Raw genomic sequence first — 26,575 nt, 5'->3', positions numbered from 1 at the left:
CCTCATGTCCGCCTCCAACATGACGCCCGGAGAGATCGTCTCCGAACTCGACAAGTACATCGTCGGCCAGAACCGCGCCAAGCGCGCGGTGGCGGTGGCCCTGCGCAACCGCTGGCGCCGCCAGCAGGTGGCCGAGCCGCTGCGCCACGAGATCCACCCCAAGAACATCCTCATGATCGGCCCCACCGGAGTGGGCAAGACCGAGATCGCGCGCCGCCTGGCCAAACTGGCCAACGCCCCGTTCATCAAGATTGAGGCCACCAAGTTCACCGAGGTGGGCTACGTCGGCCGCGACGTCGACACCATCATCCGCGACCTGACCGAATACTCCATCAAACAGACCCGCGAACTGGAAATGCGCCGCGTGCGCACCCAGGCCGAGGACGCCGCCGAAGACCGCATCCTCGACGCGCTGGTGCCGCCGCCACGCGGCGCCTCCGGCGAACCCGAGCGCGGCGAGGACAACAGCGCCCGCCAGACCTTCCGCAAGCGCCTGCGCGAAGGCAAGATCGATGATCTCGAAATCGAGATCGAAGTGGCCCAGGCCGTGCCGCAAATGGACGTCATGACGCCGCCCGGCATGGAGGAAATGGCCGAGCAGTTGCGCGGCATGTTCGCCGGCCTGGCGCGCGACAAGAAGAAATCCAAGAAAATGAAGGTGCGCGACGCCTTCAAGCTGATCGTCGATGAGGAAGCCGCCAAGCGCATCAACGAGGAAGACCTGCGCGCCGCCGCCATCACCAACGTCGAGCAGAACGGCATCGTGTTCCTGGACGAAATCGACAAGATCGCGGCGCGTCAGGAAAGCGGCGGCGCCGACGTCTCGCGCCAGGGCGTGCAGCGCGACCTGCTGCCGCTGGTCGAAGGCACCACCGTCAACACGCGCTACGGCATGGTCCGCACCGACCACATCCTGTTCATCGCCTCGGGCGCGTTCCACCTGGCCCGTCCGTCCGACCTCATCCCCGAGCTGCAAGGCCGTTTCCCGATCCGCGTCGAACTCGAATCGCTGACCGCCGAGGACTTCGTGCGCATCCTGGGCGACACCGACGCCTCGCTGACCAAGCAGTACACGGCGCTGATGGCCACCGAGGACGTGCAGCTCGAATTCACCGACGAAGGCGTGCGCCGCCTGGCCGAACTGGCCTACGAGGTCAACGAGACCACCGAGAACATCGGCGCCCGCCGCCTCTACACCGTGATGGAAAAGCTGCTGGATGAGCTGTCGTTCGACGCCACGGCCTCCAGCAACAAGACGGTCAAGATCGACGCCGCCTACGTCAACGCGCAACTGGCCGAAGCCGCCAGCAGCCAGGACCTGGCTCGCTACGTGCTGTGAACCCGGTGCCGCCCTTGGCGGGCGGCAGCAGCGCAAAGGCCCGCCGCAAGCGCTTGCGGCGGGCCTTTTTCGTCGAGGCCGGCATCCCGCGCACACGGCCCGGCGGCACCGCCGCCGATCAGTTGGTGATCGCCGTCACCACGTACTTGCCATCCTTGCGCTCGGCGGTGAAGCGCACCTTGTCGCCGGCCTTGATCTTGGCCAGCAAGGCCGGATCGGCGTCATACACCAGGGTCATGGCGGGCAGATCCAGCGCCTTGATGGCGTCGTGCTTGATAGTGACCTTGCCCGCGCCCGGATCCACACGCCGCACCTCGCCACTGGCCTCGGCCTGCTGCGCGAACGCCTGTGGCGTCGCCAGCGACACGACGGCCATCGCGGTGGCGACGGCCATGGGCATTGCGTACTTGCGGTTGAAAGCCATGCTTTATCCTCCGATTGCGACGAAAGCGCCGCGCCGGCCAGCAGGCCCGCGCGCGTTTTCCACAATGCTAGGATACCGCCCTCGTGCAATAGTTTCCCCGTAATAACGCAACAATTCTGACGGTTGTTTGCAAAGGACATCTCATGGCCAATCGCCTTTCAGTCATCGCCACCCGCACCGGAGACGACGGCAGCACCGGGCTGGGGGACGGGTCGCGCGTGCCCAAGGACGCAGCCCGCATCGCGGCGCTGGGCGACGTGGACGAGTTGAACAGCGTGATTGGCCTGCTATTGACCGAGCCGCTGCCCGCCGACGTCGCGGACGATCTGCTGACGATCCAACACGATTTGTTCGATATGGGCGCCGAGTTGTGCATTCCCGGCCACGTCGCGCTGGCGGACGCGCAGGTAGCGCACCTGGATACGCGGCTGGCGCACTACAACGCAGTGCTGCCGCCCCTGCGCGAATTCATCCTGCCAGGCGGCTCGCGGGCGGCGGCGCACGCCCACCTGGCGCGCACCGTCTGCCGCCGCGCCGAACGCGCGGTGGTGGCGCTGGCACGCGACGAGACCGTCAACGCGCCCGTGCGCCAATACCTGAACCGGCTGTCTGACCTGATGTTCGTGCTGGCGCGCTATCTGAACCGCGAAGCGGGCCGCCCCGACGTGTTCTGGACCAGCCAGGTGTCGCGCCAGGCCACGGAATGAAAAATGCCCCTCGCGGGGCATTCTTATCGCGCGCCAACGGCGCAACGCTCAGTTCGGCACCCCCGCCGCGTGCGCCTGTTCATCAGCGTGGTACGACGAACGCACCATGGCGCCCACCGCCGCGTGCGAAAACCCCATCGCATAGGCCTCGCGCTCGAACATGGCAAAGGTGTCGGGATGCACGTAGCGCAGCACCGGCAGGTGGTGCTCCGACGGCTGCAGGTACTGGCCGATAGTGAGCATGTCGACATTGTGCTCGCGCATGTCGCGCATCACCTGCAGGATTTCCTCGTCGGTCTCGCCCAGGCCGAGCATCAGGCCCGACTTGGTCGGCACGTTCGGATGCAGCTTCTTGAACTCGGCCAGCAGCTTGAGCGAGTGCATGTAGTCCGAACCCGGGCGGGCCTGCTTGTACAGGCGCGGCACGGTTTCCAGGTTGTGATTCATCACGTCCGGGGGACCGGCGTTCAGGATGGTCAGCGCGCGATCCAGGCGGCCGCGGAAGTCAGGCACCAGCACCTCGATGCGGGTGGTGGGCGACAGCTCGCGGATGTGGGTGATGCAGTCGACGAAGTGGCCGGCGCCGCCGTCGCGCAGGTCATCCCGGTCGACCGAGGTGATCACCACGTACGACAGCTTCATCGCGGCGATGGTGCGCGCGAGGTTTTCCGGTTCTTTGGCATCGAGGGGGTCGGGGCGGCCATGGCCCACGTCACAGAACGGACAGCGGCGGGTGCACTTGTCGCCCATGATCATGAACGTGGCGGTGCCCTTGCCGAAGCACTCGCCGATGTTCGGGCAGGACGCTTCCTCGCACACCGTGTGCAGGTTGTGCTCGCGCAGGATACGCTTGATGTCGTAGAAGCGCGAACCCGGCTGGGCCGCCTTGACGCGGATCCACTCCGGCTTCTTCAGCCGCTCGGCGGGAATGATCTTGATCGGAATGCGCGCCGTCTTGGCCTGGGATTTCTGTTTCTGCGTCGGATCGTACGCCGTTTCCGCCGCAGCGGCGGCGGCGGGTTCGTTCGAGGGCACAGACGACTCGGCAAGCGTGGACATGGGGCACCTTCACGACCGGCACGCGCACGCCCCGGTCTGAGACAAAAGAAGACATTTTACCCCTTGCGCCCGCATCTGCCCCGGATGGCCCGACGCCGGGACGCCTCGGGTTATCGTCACGCCTGACGAATCCACGCCACCTGCCCTCATGCCCGCCCTGTCTCCGCCCCGCCCCATCGTCCTGTGCGCCCCCCGGCTCGATTACGCCCCGGCAGCCCGCGCCGTGCAAGCATGCGCCGAACGACTGGCGCCCGCCGGCTACTACCTGGCCGCCGGCCCGTGGCGTGATGCCTGCCTGCTGCCGCGGCTGGCCCAGTTGGCGCCGGCCGCGGCGCTGGCGATCGGGCCGCTCGACGACCCGCAACTGCGCGCCGCCGTGGCCGCGCTGGAAATCCCGGTGGTCGAAACCTGGAGTGCGCCGGCCAACCTGCTGGACAGCCTGGTCACGCTCGACAATACCGAGGCGGGCCGCCAGGCGGCCCGCCACCTCGCCGAAAAAGGTCATGCCCGGTTGGCCTGCATCAGCGCCGACACCCCCTGGGAACGCGCCCGCCGCGAGGGGTTCATCGCCAGCGCGGCCGCGCTGGGGCGCGACCTGGTCGCCGACATCGTGCAACCCGAGGCCCTGCAACTGAACGATGGCCGCATGGCGTTCCTGCGCCTGCTGGCCACCAATACGATTTTCGACGCGGTGTTCTGCACCTCGGACCTGCTGGCCGCCGCCACGGTATCGGAGGCCCACAACCGCGACCTGCACGTACCGCAGGACCTGGCGGTGCTGGGGTTCACCGAGGACGGCAGCGCGGCGCAGTGGGCCCAGGGGCTGACGACGCTGGGCGTGGACGCGGCCGAACTGGGCCGGCGCGCGGGACAACTGCTGCTGGACCGGCTCGACGGCGAACAACCGGCCGGCACGCGTCTGACGCTCGATGTCGTGCTCGAAGCGCGCCTGAGTACTTAGGCGTCGGTTTCGTAGAGCGCGGGAAAGCCGCACTCGCGCAGCATGGCGTCGGCTTCGCGCAGAAAGGCGGGGGTGGAGGTCTCGGGCACGCGCGCCAGCCACTGCACCGCCTCTTGCTTGCGCCCCCGCAGCAACAGCATGCGGCCCAGGTGGAACATGCCGCGAAAATCGCCGCCCTCCGCGCAACGCCGGTAGCAATCGAACGCGCGCTCCAGATCCCGCTCCACCACGTCGCCGGCTTCGTAGAAACGGCCGACCACGCCGATGGATTTGACGTGGCCGGCCTGCGCCGCCTGCTGGTACAGGGCCAGCGCCGCCGCGCGGTTCCGCGCCACGCCGCCGCGGCCGCTCTTGAGCATGTGGGCGTAGTTGTACATGCCCCAGTCCAAGCCACGATCGGCGGCCAGCCGGAACCAGTACGCCGCCACGGTATCGTCCGCCGGCACGCCCCAGCCGTTCTCATAACAGCGGCCGATCATGTTGATGGCCATGAGGTGATCGGCGTTGGCGGCGCGCTTGAACCAGGCCAGCCCTTCGTCCGGGTCGCGCGGCACGCCGACGCCATCGAGCAGCATCTGGCCGAAGATGGTCTGCGCCTCGACCATGCCCATCCCGGCCGCCGTGCGGATCCAGGCGGCATACTGCGGTGCGGGGCCGGCACGCAGGCCGGCCAGTTGTTCGGGCGTGGTCGCGGCCACCTCGGCCGGGGTGTAAGTTGTCTTCATATGGGCGTCCTTGCCTGGCGCCACAAGCGGGCCAGGTTGCGGGCCAGCGCGTCGCCCACCTCGGTGGGGTCGCGCCGCACGCTACAGGATGCCATGTCGACCGTGCGCAGGCCGGCGTAGCCACAAGGGTTGATGCCCAGGAACGGCGTCAGATCCATCGCCACGTTCAGCGACACGCCATGATAGGCGCGGCCATTGCGGATCTTGATGCCCAGCGCGGCGATCTTGGCCAACTCATGGCCGCCATCGGGGTCGGGCACGTAGACACCCGGCGCGCCCGGCTTGCGGCAGGCGCCGGCCACGCCCATCGCGTCGAGCGTGTCGATCACCGCGGTTTCCAGCAACGCCACGTATTCCTTCACGTACATGTCGACGCGACGCAGGTCGAACAGCGCATAGGCCATCACCTGCCCGGGGCCATGGTAGGTGACCTGACCGCCACGGTCACACTGGACGAGGGGAATGGCGCCGGGGTTCAGCACGTGCTCGGGCAGGCCCGCCTGCCCCAGGGTGTAGACGGGCGCATGCTCGCACAGCCAGATTTCATCGGGCGTCCCGGCCGAGCGCTGGTCGGTGTAGGCCTGCATGTCCCGCCATACGGAAAGGTAGTCCGCGGGCCGGGCGAGCCACTTGATCACAACCGCTGGCCTTAGAGGACGATCGACACCATGGGGTGGCCGTGCAAGGCGCGGTAGAGCTCGTCGAGTTGCTCGCGCGACGTGGCGCGCACGGTGAAGGTCAGGCCGAGGTAGTTGCCGCCCTTGCTGGGCCGCATCTCGACCGTGGCGGCATCGAAGCCCGGATCGAAGCGCAGCACGACTTCGGTCAGCGTCTGAGCGAACTCGGGATGATGCTTGCCCATGACCTTGATGGGAAAGTCACTGGGGTACTCGATGAGGGATTCTTCGGGCGGAATATGCATGATGGATGGCCTGGGGCGTCAATACGTCTATATGGGGGCAGGCATCGTGCAGGCAAGGCCCGCCGCCAGGGCGCGCGGCGCGGGCGGCCACCCGGGCCGCCCCGCGGGGCCTAGAGCGCGGCGATGCGGGCATCATAACCCGCGCGCAATTGCTCATAAACGGGGCCGGGCTTGCCCGAGCCGACCGGCCGGCCGTCCAGCGAGACGATCGGCAGCACTTCCTTGGTCGCCGAGGACAGCATCAATTCATCGGCCTGGACCACCTCATCCTGGCTCAGGCGCCGCGCCTCGAACGGGATACCGGCCTCGGCCGCCAGCTCGCCCATCAAGCCGTAGCGGATGCCCTCCAGGATCAGGTTGTTCTTGGGCGGCGCCAGCAGCTTGCCGCCGGCGACCACCCAGATGTTGGTGGACGACCCTTCGGTGAGAAAGCCATCGCGAAATTGCAGCACCTCGTCGACGTGGGCGTCCACCGCCTGCTGCCGGGCCAGCACATTGCCCAGCAGCGAGACCGACTTGATCTCGCAGTGCAGCCAACGCTCATCGGGAATGCTGATCGCCGACAGGCCCTGGGCGCGGGCAGCGGCCGCAGGCGGCGCCCAGGCCGAAACCATGCCGAATACCGTAGGCGCCACGGCCGGCGAGGGGAACGCATGATCGCGCTTGGCCACGCCGCGAGTCACCTGGAGATAGACGATGCAGGTGTCCAGGTTGGTGCGATCCAGCAATTGCTGGATCAGGTTGATCCAGCCGCCGCGGTCGAACGGTTGCGCGATACGCAGGGCGGCCAGGCTGCGGTCGAGGCGGTCGAGGTGTTCGGCCATGCGAAAGGCATTGCCTTGGTAGACGGGGACGACTTCGTAGATGCCATCGCCGAAAATGAAGCCGCGATCCAGGACGGAGACCTTGGCCTCGTCCACGCGCAGGAACTCACCGTTGAGATACACCTGGCTTTCGCCCGGCACGCCCGGAATCATGAGGCACTCCTGAATGTGAAATGGAATAGGGACGGGCCGTGCGGCCCGCCCCTGGAAGAATGCAAAACGGGCGTTTCGCGCACGAAACGCCCGCTGCTAGCTTACACCCGCGGCCGCGCCCGTGGCGCGCCCGCTTACTGGAACCAGCGCTTGACGGTGTCGACCATGCGGCCGAAGAAGCCGGCGCGTTCCACGGCGTCCTGCACCACCAGCGGCTCGGTGCGCAACACCTTGCCGTCCAGCGTGAACTGCAACGTGCCGACCTGCTGGCCCTTGGCCAGCGGCGCGATCAGCGGATCGGTGCGCTGTGCCACGGGCTTGAGATCGCCGGCCTTGCCACGCGGCACCGCGATCGAGACCGGGTTGGGCGGGCCGAGCTTGACGTTCTCGGCGGTGCCTTCCCAGACGCGGGCGTCGATGCCGGGCTGGCTCTTGTCGAACAGCTTGACCGTGTCGAAGTTCTGGAAGCTCCAGTTCAGCAGCTTCAGGCTTTCCTCGGCACGGGTGGCTTCGCTGTCGGTACCCACCACCACCACCAGGATGCGGCGGTCGCCGCGCACCGCGGTCGACACCAGGCAGTAGCCGGCCGAATCGGTGTGACCGGTCTTCATGCCGTCGACCGAGGGATCGGCCCACAGCAGGCGGTTGCGGTTGGGCTGGGTGATCTTGTTGTAGGTGAAGCTCTTCTGCTTGTAGTAGTGGAAGAACTGGGGGTGGTCGGTGATCAGGTGCGCCGACAGCGTGGCCAGGTCGCGCGTGGACGTCATGTGCTGCGGATCGGGCAGCCCGGTGGCGTTCATGAAATGGGTGTTGCGCATGCCCAGGCGCTCGGCTTCCTGGTTCATGAGCGTGGCGAAGGCGGCTTCGCTGCCGCCGACCGCTTCGGCCAGCGCCACCGAGGCGTCGTTGCCCGACTGCACGATCATGCCCTGGTTCAGCTCGTCGACAGTGACCGGCTTGCGCGGCTCGATGAACATACGCGACCCGCCGGTGCGCCAGGCGTGCTCGGACACAGGCACGGTCTGCTCCAGCGTCAGGCGCTTTTCCTCGAGCGCGTTGAACACGACGTAAGCCGTCATGATCTTGGTGAGCGACGCGGGCTCGACCTTCATGTCCGGGTTGGACGCCGCCAGGGTCTGGCCGCTGTTCACGTCCAGCACGATCCAGGCCTTGGCCGCGATGGTCGGCGCGGGCACCGCCGACACGTCCCCCACCGGCACCACGCCCGTCGCCGTCGGCGCGGGGGCCGTGGCGCCCGCGGCCGCCGGCGCCTGCTGGGCCCAGGCCGGCAGCGAGGTCGCGAGCATCGCCGACAGCACCGCGCCGGCCAGGGCGCGACGGGCAAAGACAACGGGGAAAGAGGTGGAGTGAGACAAATTCTTCATCGGCAACGTGGGTCCAGGAAAGACGCCCGCCGGCGCGGGGCAAGTGGCTGACAATTATAGGCAGTCGATGAGACCCGTCCGGCCCGGGATGGGTTCCTCGCGCATTTAAAACATGCAACCTGATGCAACTCGGCGCCTTGCGGCGCGCCCCATTCAGTCGAGCTTGACCTTCAGGTGCGCCTGCACCAGCTGGCGCAGCACCAGCAGCTTGCCGTGGAAAAAATGCGAGGCGCCGGGGATCACCACCACCGGGATCGAGCGCGGCCGCGCCCAGTCCATGGCCTCGGACAGCGGCACCACCTCATCCTCTTCGCCATGCACCATCAGCGTGTCGCCCGGCACCTGGACCTCGTGCGACTGGAAGCGGTTGACGGCGGGCCCCATCAGCATCAGCGCGCTGGGCAACGCCGTATCCCCCTGGTCGGCCAGCGCGGCATAGGTCTGCGCGGCGACCGCGGTACCGAAGGAAAAGCCGGCCAGCACCCACGGCGCGGCCGCCAGCTCGGGATGGCGCTCGCGCATCTGCGCGACCACCGCCAGCATGTCCTGGGTCTCGCCCACGGATTTGTCGAACTTGCCTTCGGACAGCCCGACGCCGCGGAAATTGGGGCGCACCGCCACCAGGCCGTGCTGGACACAGGCGCGCGACACCGTGGTCACCACCTTGTTCTCGCGCGCGCCACCCTGCAACGGATGGGGGTGCAGTACCAGGGCCCAGCCCCGCGGTGTGCCGTCAGGCCAATCCACCGCGCAATCGATGCGGCCGGCGGCGCCGGTAAAGGCGTGGGTTTCAGTGCTTGCGGGCATAGGAGACTCGTGCGGCTTGAAAAAAGGGGGGATGTTAACCGCCAGGCCGGGCCGCGGCCTTCGGCTGGGCGGCCAGCCATTGCGCCAGTTGGTCGGCGGCATCGTCGGTGGCCTGGCGCAACGCGGCCACGCCGCCGGCGGCGTCCTGCGTGGGCGCCGGCGCCTGCGTCGCAATGCGCACCTGGCCCACCACGCTGCGGCCGTTGAGCAGAACCGCCTGCAGCAGCACCCGGCCCTCGCTGGCCGATCCATCGGGGGTGAACACCTGCTCGAACTGCGACAGGTACACCTGCAACTGCGGCGTCTGGCCGCTGGCGCGTTCGGCCAGCACCGGCCCCTGGCGCGACAGACGCTCGAACAGGCGCTGGCGCACCAGATCCGCCGGCGGCGAGGCCCAGCGGTAGGTGGCATAGGACTGCGGCGCGGCGCTGTCGCCCACCCGCCAGATGACGCCGGTACTGGACAACGCCGGCACCGCCGAAAACACCAACGCCATCGGCTCGCGCGCCGGCAACTGCGGCGCCGGCCGGGCGTCCAACCCCAGGTCGAACACGGCGGGCGGCGCCCCCACGCGGCCCACGCCGCAGCCGGCCAGCGCCAGGGTCAGAACCAGGATCGCGCTACGCATCTTCATTTCTGCTGTCTCCCAAATCCGGCGAAACCGGCCTCGCCGGGGCCGGGAACGGCCGGCGGCGGCCCGAACAATAACGATTGCGGCGTGTTGTCCACGCGCCGCAGCGTGAAGGCGGCGCCGCGCGCCGCCTCGCTAACGCTGGCCGCCATGCTGGTGACGGCCGGCAGCGTCTCGCCATCCAGGCGCGACGCGGCAAAAGCGATGTCGTTCAGGCTGCGTGTGGCGGCGGCCAGCGCGCCGTCGGGCGCGTTCAGGCGGGCCAGCGACTGCCGCGCCTGCTGCGCCAGATCGGCAACCTCGCGCGCGGCGCGGTCGGCCTGGCGCGAGGTGCTGCCCAGCGAATCGACCAGCGGCCCCAGCTTGGCCAGCGTCGGCGCCAGGTCGCGGCTGGCGTCTTTCAGCGACTGGGTGATGTCGGTGGCATTCTGCAGGCTGGCGGTCAGGGCCTGCACGTTCTGCTCGCTCAGCAGGCGCCGCAACTGCTCGGTGGCGTCTTCAACGTTGGAGATGAGCCGCCCGCCGCGCTGCTCGATGCGATCCAGGAAACCCGGGCGCAGCGGAATCGCCGCCGGATTGGCCTCGGTGGACACCAACCGCTTGAACGAACTGCCATCGTCGCGCAGTTCGACATTGGCCATGCCCGTCACGCCCTGCACGCCCAGTTCGGCCCACGTCGATTCGGTGATCGGCGTGGTCGGCGCCACGCCGATGCGGATGCGCACCTGGCCCGGCTTGTCGGGGTTCAGCGCCAGCGACTGCACCTTGCCCACCGGCACGCCCTGGTAGCGCACGGTCGACTGCGGGTTGAGCCCGCTGACGGCGGTGGCCGAGACGATTTCATAGGTTTGCAGTTTGGTCCGGTCGCGGCCGATCCAGACGGCCACCAGCGCAGCGGCGGCCAGCAGGACCAGCGTGAAGATGCCGGCCATGAGCGCGTGACTACGGTTTTCCATGATGCGTTCCCTTCGGCGCCATGTCCCCGAGCGCGCGCAGGCCGCGCTCACCCAGGAAGAATGTATGAATGAACGGATGATCGACCTTCAGCACTTCCGGCACCGTGTCGCACACAATCACCCGCTTGTCCGCCAGCACGGCGACACGGGTGGCCAACGCGAGCAGCGTGTCCAGATCGTGCGTCACCATCACGACGGTGAAACCCAACTGCCGGTGCAGGCTGCGCACCAGGTCGACGAATTCGTCCGAGCGCAGCGGATCCAGGCCCGCCGTCGGCTCGTCCAGGAACACCAGTTCCGGGTCCAGCGACAACGCGCGCGCCAGCGCCACGCGCTTGATCATGCCGCCGGAAAGATCCGACGGTCGCTTGTCCGCGTCCTGCGCCGACAGGCCGACCATCGCCAGGCGGCACATCACCACGTCGCGCACCAGATCTTCCGGCACGGTGCGCAGCTCGCGCAGCGGCAGCGCGACGTTGTCGTAAACCGACAGCGCCGAGAACAGCGCTCCCGCCTGGAACAGCATGCCCCAGCGATAGGACAGGCGCCGGCGCTCGCTCGGCGTCAGCGCCGACAAGGTGTTGCCCAGCACCTGGATGGTGCCGGCCGCCGGCTGATTCAGTCCGATGATCTGCCGCAGCAGCACCGTCTTGCCCGAGCCCGAACCGCCGACCAGCACCAGGATCTCGCCCGGAAAGACGGTCAGATCCAGGTTGTCGTGCACCACGTGGTCACCGAAGGCCGTGCGCAGGCCGCGCACGCTGATCACAGGCGCGACCGTGACGTGGTCCTCGGCAAACAGGCGGTGCTGCTCGGCGCCGGTCATCAGATGCCCACCGAGCTGAAAATGACTGCGTACAGCGCGTCCAGCAGGATCACGCCAGTGATCGAGGTCACCACGGACGTCGTGGTGCCGCGTCCCAGGCTTTCCGTGTTGGGCTGAATGCGCAGGCCGAAATGGCAGGCGATCAGCGCAATCAGGATGCCGAAGGTGACGCCCTTCAGAATGCCGATCCAGTAGTTGGTCAGGGAAATGGCGTCCGGCAGCGACTGCAGGAACCATTGCGCCGACACCCCCAATTGCATCTGCGCGGCCAGCATCCCGCCCAGGATCGCCATGGCGTCAGTCCACAGCACCAGCAACGGCATGGTGACGGCCAGCGCCACCACGCGCGGCAGGATCAGCCGCTGGCCATGCGAAATGCCCATCACCAGCATCGCATCCAGCTCCTGCGTGACGCGCATGACGCCGATCTGCGCCGTGATGGCCGAGCCCGAACGGCCAGCCACCAGGATGGCCGCCAGCACCGGCCCCAGCTCGCGCACGATCGACACCCCCAGCAACCGCACGATGAAGCGATCCGCGCCAATCATCTGCAACTGCTGCGCGGACAGGTACGACAGCACCACGCCGATCAGGAAGCCCACCAGGGCCGTGATGCCCAGCGCCTGCGCCCCCGTACGGTAGACCTGGGCCGAGATCTCGCGCCACGGCCCGCGCGATGGCCGGCGCAGCATGCCGCACAGATCCAGCACCAACTGCCCCAGCATGATCAGCAAGGCGCGGCCGTTCTCGGCCGCCTGCAGCACGCCGCCCCCGAGGGCGCGCAGCCAGCCCCAGGACGGTTCGGGTCGTGGCGGGGCCGGCTTGCCGCCCTTGTTGGTGGCCAGAGTGGTGAATACGTCCTGCTGGCCGGCGGACCAGCGCACCCGCTCGGGCAGCTTTTCGCCCCAGGCCTGCCAGATCAGCAGCGCGCCGATGGTGTCGAGCCGGCTGATGCCCTGCAGATCCCAACGCGCACCGGCAACGGCGGCCTTGGCCATCGCCGCGCGGCGGCGCTCGACCTCGCCCGGTTCGGCCAGCGCCAGCACGCTCCAGTCGCCACCGACATGGCAGACGCCCCCTTCCTGGCGGAAGGGCGCGGCGGCACGGGAAGCGGACGGAACTGAATGCGGCATGTAGCGGATACCGATGCAAAATGTATCCACAATCATATACGCTGCGAACGTCGGGCCGCGAACGCGGCCCGCGCGTGCCCTACAATCGCCGCCATGTCCGCTCACGTCCGCCCCATCGACCTGCCCGCGCCAGACGAACTGGCCCGGATGCTGGGTTCGCGCCTGCCCGCCTTCCAAGACATCGCCTGGACCGCCAGCACCGGCTCGACCAACGCCGACCTGCTGGCGCGCGCCCGCGCGGGCGCCGGCGCCGGCAAACCCTGGCTGCTGGGCACGCACCTGCAGGAAACCGGCCGCGGCCGTGCCGGCCGCCCCTGGCAGAACCGGGTCGGCGCGGCGCTGATGTTCTCGTGCGCCTTCGACGTGCACCTGCCCGCCGCGCAATTGCCGGCGCTGTCACCACTGGCCGGCCTGGCCGCCTGCGAGGCGCTGCGCGCCGTGGCCGGCCCCGGCGCCGACGGCCTCTGCATGAAATGGCCCAATGACGTCCAATGGCACGATGCCAAGCTGGCCGGTGTGCTGGTCGAGACCACCCGCAATCCGGGCGGCCGCGAAACCGGCTACACCGTCGTCATCGGCATGGGCGTGAACCTGGTCGACGCCGACGCGCTGTCGCAAGCACTGGGCCGCCAAGTCGCCGACTGGACCTGCGTCACACGTCATGCATCCGGCCCCGCTGCCACCGCCGCCGACCTGGTCTGCGCCGCGGCGACCGCCTGGCACGAGGCCGTGCGCACCCTCGAACGCGACGGCTTCGACGCGTTCGGGCAGCGCTTCGACCGGGTCGATGCGCTGGCCGGCCGCGCCATCAACGTGCTCGACAAGGGCGACGTGATCCTCAGCGGTACCGCCTGCGGCGTCGACGGCCAGGGCCGCCTGCTGGTGCAAACGCCCCAGGGCGCCACGCCGATCTCGGTCGGTGAAATCTCGATTCGACGCCAAGCATGATCATCCTCATCGACTCCGGCAACAGCCGCCTCAAAGTGGGCTGGCTCGATCCCTCCAGCCCGGAAATGCCGCGCGAACCCGCCGCGGTCGCCTTCGACGGCCTGGACCTGGAGGCCCTGAACCGCTGGCTCGGCGCCCTGCCGCAGCGGCCATCGCGCGCGCTGGGCGTGAACGTGGCCGGCGCCGAGCGCGGCGCGGCCATCGCCGCGATCCTGCAACGACATGGCTGCGCGGTGACCTGGGCGACCTCGCAGGCCACCACCCTCGGGCTGGCCAATCGCTACAAGACGCCTTCGCAACTGGGCGCGGATCGCTGGGCTTCGCTGCTGGGCGTGCTGTCGCGCCTGCCCGGCGCCCATCCGCCCTTCCTGCTGGCCAGCTTCGGCACCGCCACCACCATCGATACGGTCGGGCCGGACAACGTCTTCGCCGGCGGCCTGATCCTGCCGGGACCGGCGATGATGCGCAACGCGCTGGCCCACGGCACGGCCAACCTGCCGATCGCCGACGGCCAGGTCGTGGCCTACCCCACCGACACCCATGAGGCCATCGCCTCCGGCATCGCCGCGGCCCAGGCCGGCGCGGTGGTGCGCCAGTGGCTCGCCGGCCGCCAGCGCTACGGCCAGACGCCGCAGATCTTCGCCGCCGGCGGCGGCTGGCCGCAAGTGCACCAGGAAATCGAGCGCCTGCTGGCCGACGCTGGCGGCGCGTTCGGCGCCGCGCCGGTGCCGGTCTACCTGAACCACCCCGTCCTGGACGGACTGGCCGCCATGGCGCGCGCCAACCCCGAACCGGGCGCCTGACTCCGCCAAGGCCGCGTCATGCGAGTGCTCTTCATCCTGATCCTGCTGGCCAACCTGGGCGTCTACGCGCTCGGCCAGGGCTGGCTCGGCGTGCGCCCGGAAGACGAAGGACGCGATACGCGCCGCTTCAGCCAGGAACTGAATCCGGGCGCCGTGACACTGGTACCGCGCCAGCCCGTCTGAGGGATTGAGGTACTGCGGGCCTCAGCGCAACCAGGGCGCCAACGCCTCCATGGTTCGCGCGGTGGCGCCCGCGTGGCTGGCAAACCAGGCTCGCGCCGCATCGCTGGCCGCCTGCCGCGCGCCCGGGTCGGCCAACAGCGCCAGCGCGGCCGCCACGGCTTGCGCCGGATCCGCCTGGCGCTGCGCCGCGCCGGCTTCGATGGCATCGTTGGCGGCCTGCTGGAAATTGAACGTGTGCGGCCCGACGATCACCGGCACGCCAGCGGCGCAGGCTTCGATCAGGTTCTGCCCGCCCAGCGGCGCGAAACTGCCGGCCACCACGGCCACATCGGCCGCCGCGTAATAGAAAGCCATCTCACCCAGCGTGTCGCCCAGCAATACCGTCGTGCGCGCCTCGGGCGCCTGCCCCGTCGACCGCCGCACATAGGCCAGGCCGGCCTGTTCCAGCAGCGCGGCGGCTTCCTCGAAACGTTGCGGATGGCGCGGAATCAGCAGGAACAAAGGCCCGCCGGGCGTGCCCGCGAGGCGCTTGAGCGCATCGATGAAGGGCCCGTCCTCGCCTTCCCGGGTGCTGGCCAGGGCGACCACCGGACGGCCCAGACGCGTGCGCCAGGCCTGTCCTTCCCGCACCCGATCCTGGGGCAGCGACAGATCGAACTTCAAGTTGCCCGACACGCTCGAACGCGGCACGCCGGCCCGGGCCAAGCGCTCGGCATCGGCGGCGGTCTGGGCCAATACCAGATCCAGCCCGGCCAACGCCTCGCGCATGACCGCGCCCAAGCGGCCCGCCTGCCGCAGCGACGACTCCGAAAAGCGGGCGCTCACCAGCGCCATCGGCACATGCGCGCGCCGCGCCGCCGCCAGCAGATTGGGCCAGATCTCGCGTTCTATGAGGATGCCGCAGCGCGGTTTGGCGGCGGCCAGGAACCGGCGCGTCGCGCCAGGAAAGTCGTAAGGTAGCCAGGCCTGGCGCAATTGGCCGCGGGCGATGGCGTCGGCGAACAGGCGCGCCCCTTCGGCGCGGCCGGTGGCGGTAATGTGCGTCAGCAGCACCGGCAGGCCGCGATCGAGCAGCGCCTGCAACAACGGCTGCGCGGCCCGCGTCTCGCCCAGGCTGACGGCGTGGACCCAGACCGGAGCGGCGTCCCACGCTTGCGGTGCGTCCCGATCCGACACGATCCGGCCCGGCGTGCCTCGCGCTGGCGCCGCACGACCGAACCGTTCCGGAGAAAAAATGCCCCATTCGCCGCCCGCGCGCTTGGCGCGGCGGGCCATCCACAACCAGACCAGGGGCGCCAGCGCCCGCAACCCGAGGGTATAGACGGCGCGGTTCATCAGTGCGCGGCCAGCGCCTGCTCCACGGAAGCCATGACGGCCTCGCGCGACGGCGAGGCGCCGCGGTCGCCCAGGCTGGCGGTGTAGTTCGAGCCGACCAGCGGCGTGCGCACCGGCGTGGAAGCGCGGTAGATGCCGATGGTCGGGCGTCCCAGCGCCGCCGAAAGATGGGTCAGACCGCTGTCCAGACCGACCATCAGGCGCGCCCCGGCCAGCAGCCGCGCGACCGAGGTCAGATCCATGCGCGGCATCACCTCGACGTCCTCCATGCCGGCGACAAGCAACCGGGCGCGTTCGGCCTCCTGCTCATTGCCCGCCAGCAACTTGAGCGCACAGCCGGCGTCGCGCAGGCGCCGGAACACCGCGCGCCAGTCGTCCTCGGGCCAGAGTTTGTCATCGCGGCTGGCCGAGGGCATGATCACGGCATAACCGCGGTGGGTATCCAGGTGGTGCAGGCGGGGCAGTTCGGTGACGTCCAGGCCCTCGGCGGATACCTCGTGCACGGGATCGGCGGCGCCCCCCTGCGTCACCTGGCGAGAAAACGCCTGCAGGCCGAAGTCGGGCTGGCCGCCGTATTGGTAACCAAAGGTCAGCGAGGCCAGTTTGCGTTGACGGATCACGGCGGGCTGCCAGAATTCGACACGGTGGCGCACGTTGTAGAAAAGCGAAGCCAGGGGTTCGCGGGCTGATCGCCAATCCAGCCCGTGGCGCACACCCTGCGCCTGACGCACCAGCCAGGCCGACTTCAGCAGCGCCTGCATGTCCAGCACGATGTCATATTGCTTCGACCGCAAACGCTCGCGCAACGCCTTGCGCTCGGCTCGCACCTGGGCCGACCACCAGGCCTTGCGCCAACGCCGGTGCGCCACCTTGATGACCTCATTGACCGCGGGATGCCATGCCGGAATCTCGGCGAACGCCTCTTCGGCGATCCAGTCGATTTCGGCGTCCGGCACATGGCGGGCGATGTCGGAAATGGCGGGCAACATGTGCACCAGATCGCCTAGTGACGACGTGCGGACAATGAGAATGCGAGTTGGCATCAAGTCTAAGGCTAGAGGTTTCCCACCGGAACCCGGCGGAAGCCGGGGACGTTCACGGTATCATTCCCGACTGTGCCGGGATGTGTATTCGAAGAATCCCGGCAATTTACAACAAACTCACCACAATGAATCTTCCTCCGATTACTGATCGAAAGATCCGTTTTGCCCTGGTCGGCTGCGGACGCATTTCGAAGAATCATATTGCTGCGCTGGCCCAGCACGCAGACCGTGCGGAACTGACTGAAGTCTGCGACACGAATCCGGAATCGCTGCGCAACGCAGTCGAGACGACCGGCGCCCGGGGCTTTACCTCGCTGACGGAACTACTGCAGCAAGGCAATGCCGACGCAGTGGTGTTGGCCACGCCCTCCGGCCTGCACCCATGGCAGGCGGTGGAAGCCGCCCAGGCCGGACGCCACGTGGTGAGCGAAAAACCCATGGCAACCCGCTGGGAAGACGGCAAGCGCATGGTGAAAGCGTGTGACGAAGCCGGTGTGCGACTTTTCATAGTCAAGCAGAACCGCCGCAATGCGACCCTCCAGTTAGTCAAGAAGGCGATCGACAGTGGTCGCTTCGGCCGCATTTTCATGGTGACGGTCAACGTCTTCTGGACGCGGCCACAGGATTATTACGACGCGGCGCGCTGGCGCGGCAAGTGGGAATGGGACGGTGGCGCCTTCATGAACCAGGCCAGCCATTACGTCGACCTGCTGGACTGGCTGATCGGCCCGGTGGAAAGCGTCTACGCCTATACCGCCACTCTGGCCCGGCGCATCGAGGCCGAGGATACCGGCGTCGCAGCGATACGCTGGCGCCACGGAGCCATGGGCTCTATCAATGTCACGATGCTGACCTATCCGCAGAACCTGGAAGGCTCCATCACCATCCTGGGTGAAAAAGGCACAGTGCGTGTCGGCGGCGTGGCGGTCAATCGAATCGACGAATGGAAATTCGCCGACGAACAACCTGATGACGCCAAGATCCGCGAAGCAAACTACGAAACCACCTCGGTGTATGGCTTCGGCCACCCGCTCTATTACGACAATGTCATCAAAACCTTGCGGGGCGAGTGCGAACCCGAGACGGATGGCCGCGAAGGCTTGCAATCACTGGCACTCCTGACCGCCATCTACCGCTCGGCGCGCGACGGCATCCGCGTTCCCCTGCCTTTGGATTGAATCATATGACTATCCACGCCACCGCCATTGTCGACGCAGGCGCCACCATCGGGGCCGGAACGCGCATCTGGCATTGGGTCCATGTCAGCCCGGGCGCCGTGATCGGCGCGGGGTGCTCACTCGGACAGAACGTCTATGTCGGCAATCGCGTCCGCATCGGCGACCGGGTCAAGATCCAGAACAACGTCTCGGTCTACGACAACGTCACCCTGGAAGACGACGTGTTCTGCGGTCCCAGCATGGTATTCACCAACGTCTACAACCCCCGGGCCGCGATCGAGCGCAAGAACGAATACCGCGACACGCTCATCCGCCAGGGCGCGACATTGGGCGCCAACTGCACCATTGTGTGTGGCGTCACGGTCGGCCGTCACGCGTTCGTGGGCGCGGGAGCCGTAGTGAACAAATCTGTGCCGGACTTCGCCCTGGTGGTGGGTGTCCCGGCCCGTCAGATCGGTTGGATGAGCCGCCACGGCGAACAACTGGACCTGCCGCTCACGGGGGACGGCCAGGCGTTCTGCGCGGCGACCGGTGAGCAGTATGTATTGAAGAACGGCGTTTGCGAACTAGCGTGAGCCTCATGCAATTCATTGATCTCAAGAAGCAATACCAGGTCCTGCGCGACCCCATCAACGCCCGCATCCAGCAGGTGCTGGATCACGGCCAGTACATCATGGGGCCCGAGGTCAAGGAACTTGAAGCCGCCTTGCAAACCTACACGGGCGCCAAACACTGCATCACCGTCGCGTCCGGCACGGAAGCCTTGCTGATGTCCCTGATGGCGCTGGGCATCGGCGCGGGCGACGAGGTCATCACCACCTCGTTCACCTTTGTCGCCACTGCCGAGGTCATCGTGCTACTGGGCGCCACGCCGGTTTTCGTGGATGTCGAGCCCGACACCTGCAACATCAATGCCGCCGAAATCGAAGCCCGGATCACTCCGCGCACCAAAGCGATCATCCCTGTATCGCTGTATGGCCAGTGTGGCGATATGGACGAGGTCAACGCCATCGCTGCGCGTCACGGCATAGCCGTCATCGAGGACGCGGCGCAGAGCTTCGGCGCCACCTACAAGGGCACCAAGAGCTGCAACCTGTCCACGATAGGCTGCACCAGCTTCTTCCCCAGCAAGCCCCTGGGCTGCTATGGCGACGGCGGCGCCATTTTCACCAACGACGACGAACTGGCCCAGGCCTGTCGGGAAATCCGCGTCCACGGACAATCGGCCCGCTACTATCACAGCCGCGTCGGCGTGGGCGGCCGAATGGACACGCTGCAATGCGCGGTGGTGCTCGCGAAACTGGGACGCTTTGACTGGGAGGTTGAACAGCGGATCCGCCTCGGGACACGCTATCAGGCGCTGCTGGCAGACGCCGCCAATGTGCGCACCGTCACCGTACGCCCCGACCGCGACAGCGTCTGGGCGCAGTTCACCATTATGGTGCCGGATCGGCCAGCCATGATGGCCGCCCTGAAAGCCGCGGACATCCCTACCGCTATCCATTATCCCCGCCCGATCCATGCGCAGCCCGCCTACAGCGGTTATGCCAATGGCGCCACGCCTGTCTCGGACATGCTGGCAGCGCAGGTGCTCAGCCTGCCCATGCACCCCGACCTGGACGATGCGACGCAGGAGCAGATCGCGCGGACCGTCATCGCCGCCGCCCGTTGACACCATGATGCACGGGTTCCCTGCGGCCTTGACGCGAAAGCCCGCGAGAGCGCCCGCCGCCACGCCATGAACATCATTCTGATCAACCACTATGCCGGGTCGCCACGACACGGCATGGAGTTCCGCCCTTATTACCTGGCCCGAGAATGGGTCGCCCAAGGGCACCAAGTCACTATCGTGGCGAGCAGCGTGTCGCACATCAGGCAGCATGCGCCGCAATTCGACGGCCCCTTACTGGCGGAGACTCTCGACGGCGTCGACTATCTCTGGTTGCGTACGCGTCCCTACCAAGGCAATGGCGCCGCTCGCCTGCTGAACATGTTCCAGTTCACCGGCCTGCTCTACCGCTACGCCACGGCCCTGGCGGCCAAGCGTCCGGATGTCGTTATCGCCTCGTCCACCTACCCTTACGACATCTGGCCCGCCCGCCACATCGCGCGCCGAAGTGGGGCCAAACTGGTATACGAACTGCATGATGTCTGGCCCCTGACACCTCAATTGCTCGGGGGGTTCTCGAAATGGCATCCGATGATTTTCTCGATGCAGCGCGCCGAAAACTACGCCTATGCCCATGCCGACAAGGCGGTTTCATTGCTGCCGGGCACCGAAGCGCACATGCGTGCGCACGGCTTGAAGGGAGATAAATTTGTTTACATCCCCAATGGCATCGATCCCGGCGCGACGCCGACTCCCGTGCCGGAAGAAATCCGCCTCCAGATTGAGCAATTCCGAGAAAAATTTGCAACTCTTTGCATCTACGCCGGAGGGCACGCGGTCTCCAACGCATTGGATCCGCTGATCGAAGCCGCGAACCGTCCTGCCGCCCAAAAAACCGGACTTATCTTAGTTGGCAGCGGCGTTGAAAAGGCTAGACTGCAATATAAAGCAGAAAGGCTGCATCTCGCCAATGTCTTGTTCCTGGATCCCATCCCCAAAACCGCAGTACCCAACCTTCTGGCGCTGGGAGACATGGCCTACATTGGCTGGCGCGACAGTCCTCTCTACGCCCACGGGATGAGCCCCAACAAGTTATTCGATTACATGATGGCCGGGCTGCCCGTCATTCACTCCACCAGTTCCCCGTACGATATCGTCCGAGACGCAGGCTGCGGCATCAGCATCGCGGCAGAGGATGTGGATGGCATCGCCGGTGCGTTGGGCACACTGACCGCCATGACGGCGGCGGCACGGCATGAATTGGGGAAAAGGGGCCGCCAATTCGTGCAAACCCACCATGCCTATCCCGCACTCGCCGCTCGTTTTTTACACTCGTTATAAAAGGCCATGAAAACATGTGGCCAGAATACTGAAAGCTTGTTCCACGTAATATCCGCTTTTTGGGCGGAGATGAACATGAGAAAATTTCTTGACCGTGTACCACTGTCCCTGCGGCAGCTACGTGGCTCTTCAAAAATCAATAAGCTGGCTTGCGTGTGCGAAAACGCTCCAGCATTACATCGCAGCATTGTGTCCGGCCAGCCATGAATTCATTTATCCCATTCGCCTTGCCCGACATCGGGGACGAGGAAATCGAAGCCGTCACCAAGGCCATGCAATCGGGTTGGCTGACCACCGGCCCCAATGCGCGGGAATTCGAGCTCGAGTTCGCCCGCTACCTGGGTGGCAATGTCGAGGCAGTGGCCGTGAATTCCGCCACTGCGGGTCTGCACCTGGCGCTGGAAGCCATCGGCGTAGGCGAAGGGCATGAAGTCATCACGCCGTCGCATACCTTCACCGCCACGGCCGAGGTCGCGCGCTACCTGGGAGCCGAACCGGTCCTGGTCGACATCGATCCCGAAACGCTCTGCATTTCGCCGGCCGCCATCGAACGCGCAATCACGCCGCGCACCCGGGCCATCATCCCCGTGCACTACGGTGGCCTGTCCTGCGACATGGACAGCATCCTGGCGATCGCGAAAGAGCATAATCTGCGAGTGGTAGAGGATGCCGCGCACGCCCTGCCCACGACTTGGCAAGGCGCCAAGATTGGCACATTGGGCAGCGACCTGACCGTCTACAGCTTCTACGCCACCAAGACACTAGCGACCGGCGAAGGCGGCATGGTGATCACGCGCGACCCCGCGCTCGCCAAGCGCTGCCGCGTCATGCGACTGCACGGCATCGATCGTGATGCCTTTGATCGCTACACCTCCAACAAACCCAGTTGGTACTACGAAATCGTCGCTCCGGGCTTCAAGTACAACCTGCCTGACACCGCGGCGGCCATGGGACGGGTGCAGCTTCGCAGGCTGCACGAAATGCAGGCGCGGCGAACGAAGATCGCCGAGGCATACAACACGGCGTTCGCCGACCTGCCGCTGACACTGCCTCCACGTCCCGGCAATGTCGACATGCCGCACGCCGCCACCGATCTGCATGCATGGCACCTGTATGTCGTGCGCCTGCACAACCAGGACCCGGCTCATCGCGACCGCTTCATCGCCAGCATGGCCGAGAAGGGCATCGGCTGTAGCGTCCACTACGTGCCGCTGCATCTGCAACCCTACTGGCGCGACCGCTACGGCTTGACGCCCGAGATGTATCCACAATCGCAAGCGGCGTTCAACTGCATGGTCAGCCTGCCGATCTACTCGAAGATGGCCGATGACGACGTCGCGCGAGTCATTGAATCGGTGAAAGCCCTATTGTCATAGGACGCTGGATGCTCAAGCGTCTTTTCGACATCTGCTGCTCGGCGTTGGGCCTGCTGGCGCTGCTGCCATTCCTGGTCCTGATCGCCATCGCCATCAAGCTGGACAGTCCCGGCCCCGTCTTTTTCCGGCAGGAACGCATCGGACGTCGCGGCGTGCCGTTCCGAATCCACAAGCTGCGCAGCATGCGGATACAGCAGTCGGCAGCCGACCGCCAGATCACCGTCGGCGACGACGCCCGCATCACCCGCGTCGGCAAGCTGATCCGCCAATGGAAACTCGATGAGCTGGTGCAATTGATCGATGTGCTCAGCGGCAATATGAGTCTCGTCGGCCCCCGGCCGGAAGTGCCGCGCTACGTGGCCATGTATCCGGCCGCAATGCGCGAGGAGATCCTGTCGGTCAGGCCGGGCATCACCGACCTGGCCTCGATCCGCTTTCGCAACGAAAGCGAGATTCTCGCCCAAGCGCCAGACCCCGAGCGGACCTACCAGGAAGTCATCCTGCCGGAGAAACTCAAGTTGCAGCAAGAATATGTCCGCACCCGCAGCTTCACGGGTGATCTTGAAATCCTGTTCATGACCGTCGCAGCGATCCTGCGTTGAGCCGACATCGCGAGAACACAATTCATGAAAATCGCGCTCCTGGGCCCCGCGCACAGCATCCACATGATCAGATGGGCCAATGGCTTGGCGGATCGGGGGGTGGACACGCATGTGCTATCGCTGACCCACGATGATGGGGCCTACGACCCGCGTGTGTCCTTGCACCGACTGCCTTGGGGCTCTCCGCAAGGCTACCTCCTAGCGGCCCCGGCGTTGCGCCGGGCCCTGCGCGCCATCGGCCCCGACCTCCTGAACACCCACTATGCCACCGGCTACGGCACGCTCGCGCGTCTCGCCGGCTTCACTCCGTCGCTGCTTTCCGCCTGGGGCAGCGATATCTACGCATTTCCGTACAAGAGTGGCTTGCATCGCCGTATCCTGCGCGGCAACCTGGAGCAAGCCACCGCGGTCGCCGTCACCGGCCAGGCCATGGCCCGCCAGGTAAGTCAGTTCACCGGCCGGCCGGTGCATATCACGCCTTTCGGAATCGATACCGAGCGTTTCTCGCCGGCGCCGCAAGCCACGCCCACCGATGACCGTCCAATCGTCATTGGCACCGTGAAGGCCCTGGAGACCACCTATGGCATCGATATTCTGTTGCAGGCGTTCGCCCAGCTCGTCGTCACGCTGGCGGCGCAGGCCCCGGCGACCGCCAGCCGGCTGATGCTCAAGATCTACGGCTCCGGGTCCCAGGCACAAGCCTTGCAGGCCATGGCCACCCGCCTCGGCATTGCCGACCGCACCCAGTTCCTTGGCCATATCGCCCACAGCGAAGTGCCCGGCGCGCTACGAGAGCTGGACGTCTACGTGGCGTTAAGCCGGATGGACAGCTTTGGCGTGGCAATTCTTGAAGCCTGCTCCTGCGGCATCCCCGTGGTGGTCTCGGACGCCGATGGCCCCGCCGAAATCGTGGTCGACGGCATGACCGGATTCATCGTGCCGCGGCTGGATGCCGGCGCCGCCGCGGAGCGCCTGCGCCAACTGGTGCTGGATCCGACGCTCTGCGGGCAGCTTGGGGCCGCCGGCCGCGCGCATGTACAGATGCACTATTCTTGGCAGGCCAGTCTCGACAGCATGCTCGGCGCCTATCAAAACACGTTGCGGCAATACCGCGATATCCAAGCAGGCACGCCATGACTTTCCTTCCCTACCTGGTCATCGCCAGCTACGCCAGCATCCATCTGCTGGAATACCTCAGCTACTATGCGCGCGTGGCGGGCCGCGTGGCCGGCAAGCCCGTCACGGGCTACGCCATCCAGAATGCCACCACCACAGTCACCCGCTTTTTCTATCTCGCCCTGATGCCCCTGCTCGGCTTCATGGTGGATCGTCAGGTACCGATCGCGCTCTATATCAAGATGGGCCTGGGTGCGCTGATTTGCGCCGCCTTGCTTTCGCTGGCCGCCCGCGCCATGCGCCATGTGTGGATTCGCCTGCTGGCCAATTTCGTGCTGCGACGCGCCGGCCAGCCAGTCTTGAGCGCAGCCGAGATACGCGCGCAGCTGGATGTCCCGACCCACCTGAAACTGCGCAAGATCGTTGTGCTCGCCGCGGCGGTATTCCTGTGTTACAGCCTAGGGGTACTGCTGTCGTACTTCTTCGCCCTGGTGTTCCACGACTATCGCAGCACCATTTCGCAACTGTCCGGCATCATCAATGGCGCGGCTACGGTGCTGCTGACTTTCATCCTGGAGCCGCGCGTCGCGCGCATCGTCGATGACCATGCCACAGCGGACGTCTACCAGGCCATCCAGGCCATGTTGGCGGGTCGCCTGATCGCGGTCGGACTCATCGCCCCGGTGCTTTTCCTCGGAATCAGCAATGCTTTTGCCTGACCCTGACAGCATGCGCCCATTCCGGTATTCGACCGCCATCGCAACCGCGGCATTCGTGCTGGGCTTTGCCGGCTCGTCCATCTACCTGGTCTCTCCCCTGCGGCCGTTCCATTGGGGCGTCGGGCTGATCGTGATGCTGTTCGCGCTCGCGCCCGCGTGGCGTCGCACATTGGCGCACACCCGCTCGCGCATTGTCATCGCCGTGGGTGGCGGTCTGATCCTGGCCTCATCCCTCTGGATGATCGATTCGGGCCGTTACGTCCACTACGCTCTCTTCTGCGCCATCGGCGCGCTCTATATGGTGTTGGGGGAGACGATGGTACGGCGCGGCATCGCTTTCGACCGTTGGTTCCTGCCGCTCGCGGCATTTTGGTTCGTTACCGCCGCTTTTCCGATTTTCGACACCTGGACCAACGCAACCTTGTTCCGTGACAGCCTGCCGCTCACCGGTGGCGTCTGGTACAACATCAACGACATGGCGACGGCGCTGGTATTTGCCTGCGTGATCTGCCTATTGAGCCGGCGCCGCCTGCCATGGCTTCTGTTCGCCGCCGCCTGGATCTATTCCCTGGGCCTTAACCGGCGTGCCGACGTGCTGGCCCTGGGAATCCTCGGGGTGGGCTACCTGCTGATCGGGTTGAAAACGGGCGTGCCCCGGCTGCGCTTCGCGCTCACCTGGATGCTTGCAAGTGCCGTTGGCATGACGCTGCACGGCGGCACTTTCTTTATCGGGGCGCTGCCCTCGCTGGTGCAGGAACAACCCATCCATCAATGCGCCAGCGTGTCCGAGGACGCCGTCCCCCTGGGCATGATCGCCGCGCAATGCGTGCGCCCGCCGCCGGGGGCCGGATCCGCATCCTGGCCGCCGCCGGTGCCCGCCACGCCAGCCCCGCCCCTGGTCACCCCCGCCACCTCGGTGGCACCCGCGGGTTCGCCCGTCACGCCCGCCGCCCCTGCGGCACCCGCAGCGCCTGCGCCAACGCTCCAGCCCGCGCCGCCCGCGGCTGGCGTCGCCCCTCCCCTGCCCGCACTGACCCAAGCCCCCGCGGCGCCCCCGGCCGTCACGGATGTCGTGGCGCATGGCGGCGACGTATCCTCCGCCATTCGCAGCAAAATCCTGTACGAAATGTACGAAACCGCATGGCACATGCACTGGTGGCAGTGGCTCGCCGGCCTGGGGGTAGGCCAGTTGAACGTCACCTGGCCGCTCGACAACCGCGCCTGGGCATCTCCGCATTTCTTCTGGCTGGAAATGTTCTTTTTCTTCGGCCTGCCATGGGCCGCCTTTGTCGGCTGGTTGCTATGGCGCGCCGATGGTCACGGCCGCCTGGCACTGATCGTCACTTGCACGGCCGGCATCGCCCCGAGTTCACTGGTATATTTCCAGCCCTTCTGGTTCCTCCTGGGCGTGGTGCTCGCCACCCTGCCCCAGGTTCCCGATCACTTCAATAGCCGGGCGTAACCGCCAGG

At 66.7% G+C, this 26,575-nt stretch carries 29 protein-coding genes; 15 read left to right on the top strand and 14 right to left on the bottom strand.

The features are described 5' to 3' along the window. Positions 1-4: 4 nt before the first annotated feature. Positions 5-1,339, top strand: a complete 1,335-nt coding sequence (gene hslU, locus ACN6O8_RS24080; protein WP_427993496.1) for an ATP-dependent protease ATPase subunit HslU — start codon at positions 5-7, stop codon at positions 1,337-1,339. A 118-nt stretch (positions 1,340-1,457) separates the two neighbouring features. Here hslU and ACN6O8_RS24075 read toward each other — a convergent pair whose 3' ends face one another. After that, positions 1,458-1,763 carry a copper-binding protein gene (locus ACN6O8_RS24075; RefSeq protein WP_427993495.1) on the bottom strand — a complete coding sequence of 102 codons (306 nt, stop codon included), beginning with the start codon at positions 1,761-1,763 and terminating at the stop codon, positions 1,458-1,460. 143 nt (positions 1,764-1,906) lie between these two features. Between ACN6O8_RS24075 and ACN6O8_RS24070 the strand changes: the two genes are divergently transcribed. Then, entirely contained in the window at positions 1,907-2,470 is a 564-nt protein-coding gene (locus tag ACN6O8_RS24070; protein ID WP_427993494.1) for a cob(I)yrinic acid a,c-diamide adenosyltransferase, read from the top strand. Positions 2,471-2,518: 48 nt separating this feature from the next. Here ACN6O8_RS24070 and lipA read toward each other — a convergent pair whose 3' ends face one another. After that, positions 2,519-3,529, bottom strand: a complete 1,011-nt coding sequence (lipA, locus tag ACN6O8_RS24065) for a lipoyl synthase (protein ID WP_427993493.1) — start codon at positions 3,527-3,529, stop codon at positions 2,519-2,521. Positions 3,530-3,677: 148 nt separating this feature from the next. On the opposite strand from lipA, the gene ACN6O8_RS24060 reads away from it, so the two are divergent. Further along, the gene (locus tag ACN6O8_RS24060) at positions 3,678-4,490 is read left to right on the top strand and encodes a substrate-binding domain-containing protein (protein ID WP_427993492.1); all 813 of its coding nucleotides are present in this window, start codon (positions 3,678-3,680) and stop codon (positions 4,488-4,490) included. Here ACN6O8_RS24060 and ACN6O8_RS24055 read toward each other — a convergent pair. From ACN6O8_RS24055 to ACN6O8_RS24010, 10 genes are all read right to left on the bottom strand, one after another. Further along, positions 4,487-5,215: a tetratricopeptide repeat protein gene (locus ACN6O8_RS24055; protein ID WP_427993491.1), complete on the bottom strand. Its 729-nt coding sequence runs from the start codon at positions 5,213-5,215 to the stop codon at positions 4,487-4,489. The genes ACN6O8_RS24060 and ACN6O8_RS24055 overlap by 4 nt on opposite strands. Continuing rightward, complete coding sequence (gene lipB / locus ACN6O8_RS24050; protein ID WP_427993490.1) at positions 5,212-5,853, bottom strand: lipoyl(octanoyl) transferase LipB; 642 nt, start codon at positions 5,851-5,853, stop codon at positions 5,212-5,214. Before lipB ends, ACN6O8_RS24055 begins: the two co-directional genes overlap by 4 nt. An 11-nt stretch (positions 5,854-5,864) precedes the next feature. Then, the gene (locus ACN6O8_RS24045) at positions 5,865-6,137 is read right to left on the bottom strand and encodes a YbeD family protein (RefSeq protein WP_427993489.1); all 273 of its coding nucleotides are present in this window, start codon (positions 6,135-6,137) and stop codon (positions 5,865-5,867) included. Between the two features lie 110 nt (positions 6,138-6,247). Then, the gene (locus ACN6O8_RS24040; protein ID WP_427993488.1) at positions 6,248-7,114 is read right to left on the bottom strand and encodes a D-amino acid aminotransferase; all 867 of its coding nucleotides are present in this window, start codon (positions 7,112-7,114) and stop codon (positions 6,248-6,250) included. Positions 7,115-7,248: 134 nt separating this feature from the next. Continuing rightward, positions 7,249-8,499 (bottom strand): D-alanyl-D-alanine carboxypeptidase family protein, encoded by a 1,251-nt coding sequence (locus tag ACN6O8_RS24035; RefSeq protein WP_427993487.1) that lies wholly within the window; start codon positions 8,497-8,499, stop codon positions 7,249-7,251. Between the two features lie 153 nt (positions 8,500-8,652). Continuing rightward, positions 8,653-9,306, bottom strand: coding sequence for an alpha/beta hydrolase (locus ACN6O8_RS24030; protein WP_427993486.1), 654 nt, complete (start codon positions 9,304-9,306; stop codon positions 8,653-8,655). Positions 9,307-9,340: 34 nt separating this feature from the next. Next, on the bottom strand, positions 9,341-9,940 hold the full coding sequence (locus ACN6O8_RS24025; protein ID WP_427993485.1) for an ABC-type transport auxiliary lipoprotein family protein: 600 nt from the start codon (positions 9,938-9,940) through the stop codon (positions 9,341-9,343). After that, on the bottom strand, positions 9,937-10,893 hold the full coding sequence (locus ACN6O8_RS24020; RefSeq protein ID WP_427993484.1) for an MlaD family protein: 957 nt from the start codon (positions 10,891-10,893) through the stop codon (positions 9,937-9,939). The genes ACN6O8_RS24025 and ACN6O8_RS24020 overlap by 4 nt, the downstream gene beginning before the upstream one ends. Continuing rightward, the gene (locus ACN6O8_RS24015; protein WP_427993483.1) at positions 10,880-11,719 is read right to left on the bottom strand and encodes an ABC transporter ATP-binding protein; all 840 of its coding nucleotides are present in this window, start codon (positions 11,717-11,719) and stop codon (positions 10,880-10,882) included. The genes ACN6O8_RS24020 and ACN6O8_RS24015 overlap by 14 nt, the downstream gene beginning before the upstream one ends. After that, entirely contained in the window at positions 11,719-12,852 is a 1,134-nt protein-coding gene (locus ACN6O8_RS24010) for an MlaE family ABC transporter permease (RefSeq protein ID WP_427993482.1), read from the bottom strand. Before ACN6O8_RS24010 ends, ACN6O8_RS24015 begins: the two co-directional genes overlap by 1 nt. Before the next feature lie 93 nt (positions 12,853-12,945). Between ACN6O8_RS24010 and ACN6O8_RS24005 the strand changes: the two genes are divergently transcribed. From ACN6O8_RS24005 to ACN6O8_RS23995, 3 genes are read left to right on the top strand one after another with little or no spacing between them, the layout of a single operon-like run. Further along, positions 12,946-13,800: a biotin--[acetyl-CoA-carboxylase] ligase gene (locus tag ACN6O8_RS24005; protein ID WP_427993481.1), complete on the top strand. Its 855-nt coding sequence runs from the start codon at positions 12,946-12,948 to the stop codon at positions 13,798-13,800. After that, positions 13,797-14,603 (top strand): type III pantothenate kinase, encoded by an 807-nt coding sequence (locus ACN6O8_RS24000; protein ID WP_427993480.1) that lies wholly within the window; start codon positions 13,797-13,799, stop codon positions 14,601-14,603. Before ACN6O8_RS24005 ends, ACN6O8_RS24000 begins: the two co-directional genes overlap by 4 nt. 18 nt (positions 14,604-14,621) lie before the next feature. Then, entirely contained in the window at positions 14,622-14,786 is a 165-nt protein-coding gene (locus tag ACN6O8_RS23995) for a hypothetical protein (RefSeq protein WP_427993479.1), read from the top strand. A gap of 21 nt (positions 14,787-14,807) precedes the next feature. Here the strand turns inward: ACN6O8_RS23995 and ACN6O8_RS23990 are convergent, their stop codons facing one another. Both ACN6O8_RS23990 and waaC read right to left on the bottom strand, forming a co-directional pair. Next, a complete protein-coding gene (locus ACN6O8_RS23990; protein WP_427993478.1) occupies positions 14,808-16,121 on the bottom strand; it encodes a 3-deoxy-D-manno-octulosonic acid transferase in 1,314 nt (437 codons plus the stop codon). Further along, positions 16,121-17,164, bottom strand: coding sequence for a lipopolysaccharide heptosyltransferase I (gene waaC, locus ACN6O8_RS23985; protein WP_427993477.1), 1,044 nt, complete (start codon positions 17,162-17,164; stop codon positions 16,121-16,123). Before waaC ends, ACN6O8_RS23990 begins: the two co-directional genes overlap by 1 nt. Before the next feature lie 125 nt (positions 17,165-17,289). Here waaC and ACN6O8_RS23980 point away from each other — a divergent pair, with 125 nt between their 5' ends. The 9 genes from ACN6O8_RS23980 (at position 17,290) to ACN6O8_RS23940 (ending at position 26,567) form a co-directional block, all read left to right on the top strand. Continuing rightward, a complete protein-coding gene (locus ACN6O8_RS23980; RefSeq protein ID WP_427993476.1) occupies positions 17,290-18,342 on the top strand; it encodes a Gfo/Idh/MocA family protein in 1,053 nt (350 codons plus the stop codon). A gap of 5 nt (positions 18,343-18,347) precedes the next feature. Continuing rightward, a complete protein-coding gene (locus ACN6O8_RS23975; protein WP_427993475.1) occupies positions 18,348-18,917 on the top strand; it encodes an acyltransferase in 570 nt (189 codons plus the stop codon). A gap of 5 nt (positions 18,918-18,922) precedes the next feature. Beyond that, positions 18,923-20,014 (top strand): DegT/DnrJ/EryC1/StrS family aminotransferase, encoded by a 1,092-nt coding sequence (locus ACN6O8_RS23970; protein WP_427993474.1) that lies wholly within the window; start codon positions 18,923-18,925, stop codon positions 20,012-20,014. A gap of 66 nt (positions 20,015-20,080) precedes the next feature. Beyond that, positions 20,081-21,292, top strand: coding sequence for a glycosyltransferase family 4 protein (locus ACN6O8_RS23965; RefSeq protein ID WP_427993473.1), 1,212 nt, complete (start codon positions 20,081-20,083; stop codon positions 21,290-21,292). A gap of 203 nt (positions 21,293-21,495) precedes the next feature. After that, a complete protein-coding gene (locus tag ACN6O8_RS23960) occupies positions 21,496-22,668 on the top strand; it encodes a DegT/DnrJ/EryC1/StrS family aminotransferase (protein WP_427993472.1) in 1,173 nt (390 codons plus the stop codon). Positions 22,669-22,676: 8 nt separating this feature from the next. Further along, positions 22,677-23,270: a sugar transferase gene (locus ACN6O8_RS23955; protein WP_427993471.1), complete on the top strand. Its 594-nt coding sequence runs from the start codon at positions 22,677-22,679 to the stop codon at positions 23,268-23,270. Positions 23,271-23,294: 24 nt separating this feature from the next. After that, positions 23,295-24,407: a glycosyltransferase family 4 protein gene (locus ACN6O8_RS23950; protein ID WP_427993470.1), complete on the top strand. Its 1,113-nt coding sequence runs from the start codon at positions 23,295-23,297 to the stop codon at positions 24,405-24,407. Next, a complete protein-coding gene (locus tag ACN6O8_RS23945; RefSeq protein WP_427993469.1) occupies positions 24,404-25,105 on the top strand; it encodes a lipid II flippase family protein in 702 nt (233 codons plus the stop codon). The genes ACN6O8_RS23950 and ACN6O8_RS23945 overlap by 4 nt, the downstream gene beginning before the upstream one ends. Then, positions 25,092-26,567: a hypothetical protein gene (locus tag ACN6O8_RS23940; RefSeq protein ID WP_427993468.1), complete on the top strand. Its 1,476-nt coding sequence runs from the start codon at positions 25,092-25,094 to the stop codon at positions 26,565-26,567. Before ACN6O8_RS23945 ends, ACN6O8_RS23940 begins: the two co-directional genes overlap by 14 nt. Positions 26,568-26,575: the final 8 nt, after the last annotated feature.

Source organism: Achromobacter sp. (assembly GCF_050285565.1).
Taxonomy (GTDB): Bacteria; Pseudomonadota; Gammaproteobacteria; order Burkholderiales; family Burkholderiaceae_B; genus Achromobacter.
Note: the sequence above shows the minus strand (reverse complement) of the source record. Positions and strands in the feature narration are given on the sequence as shown.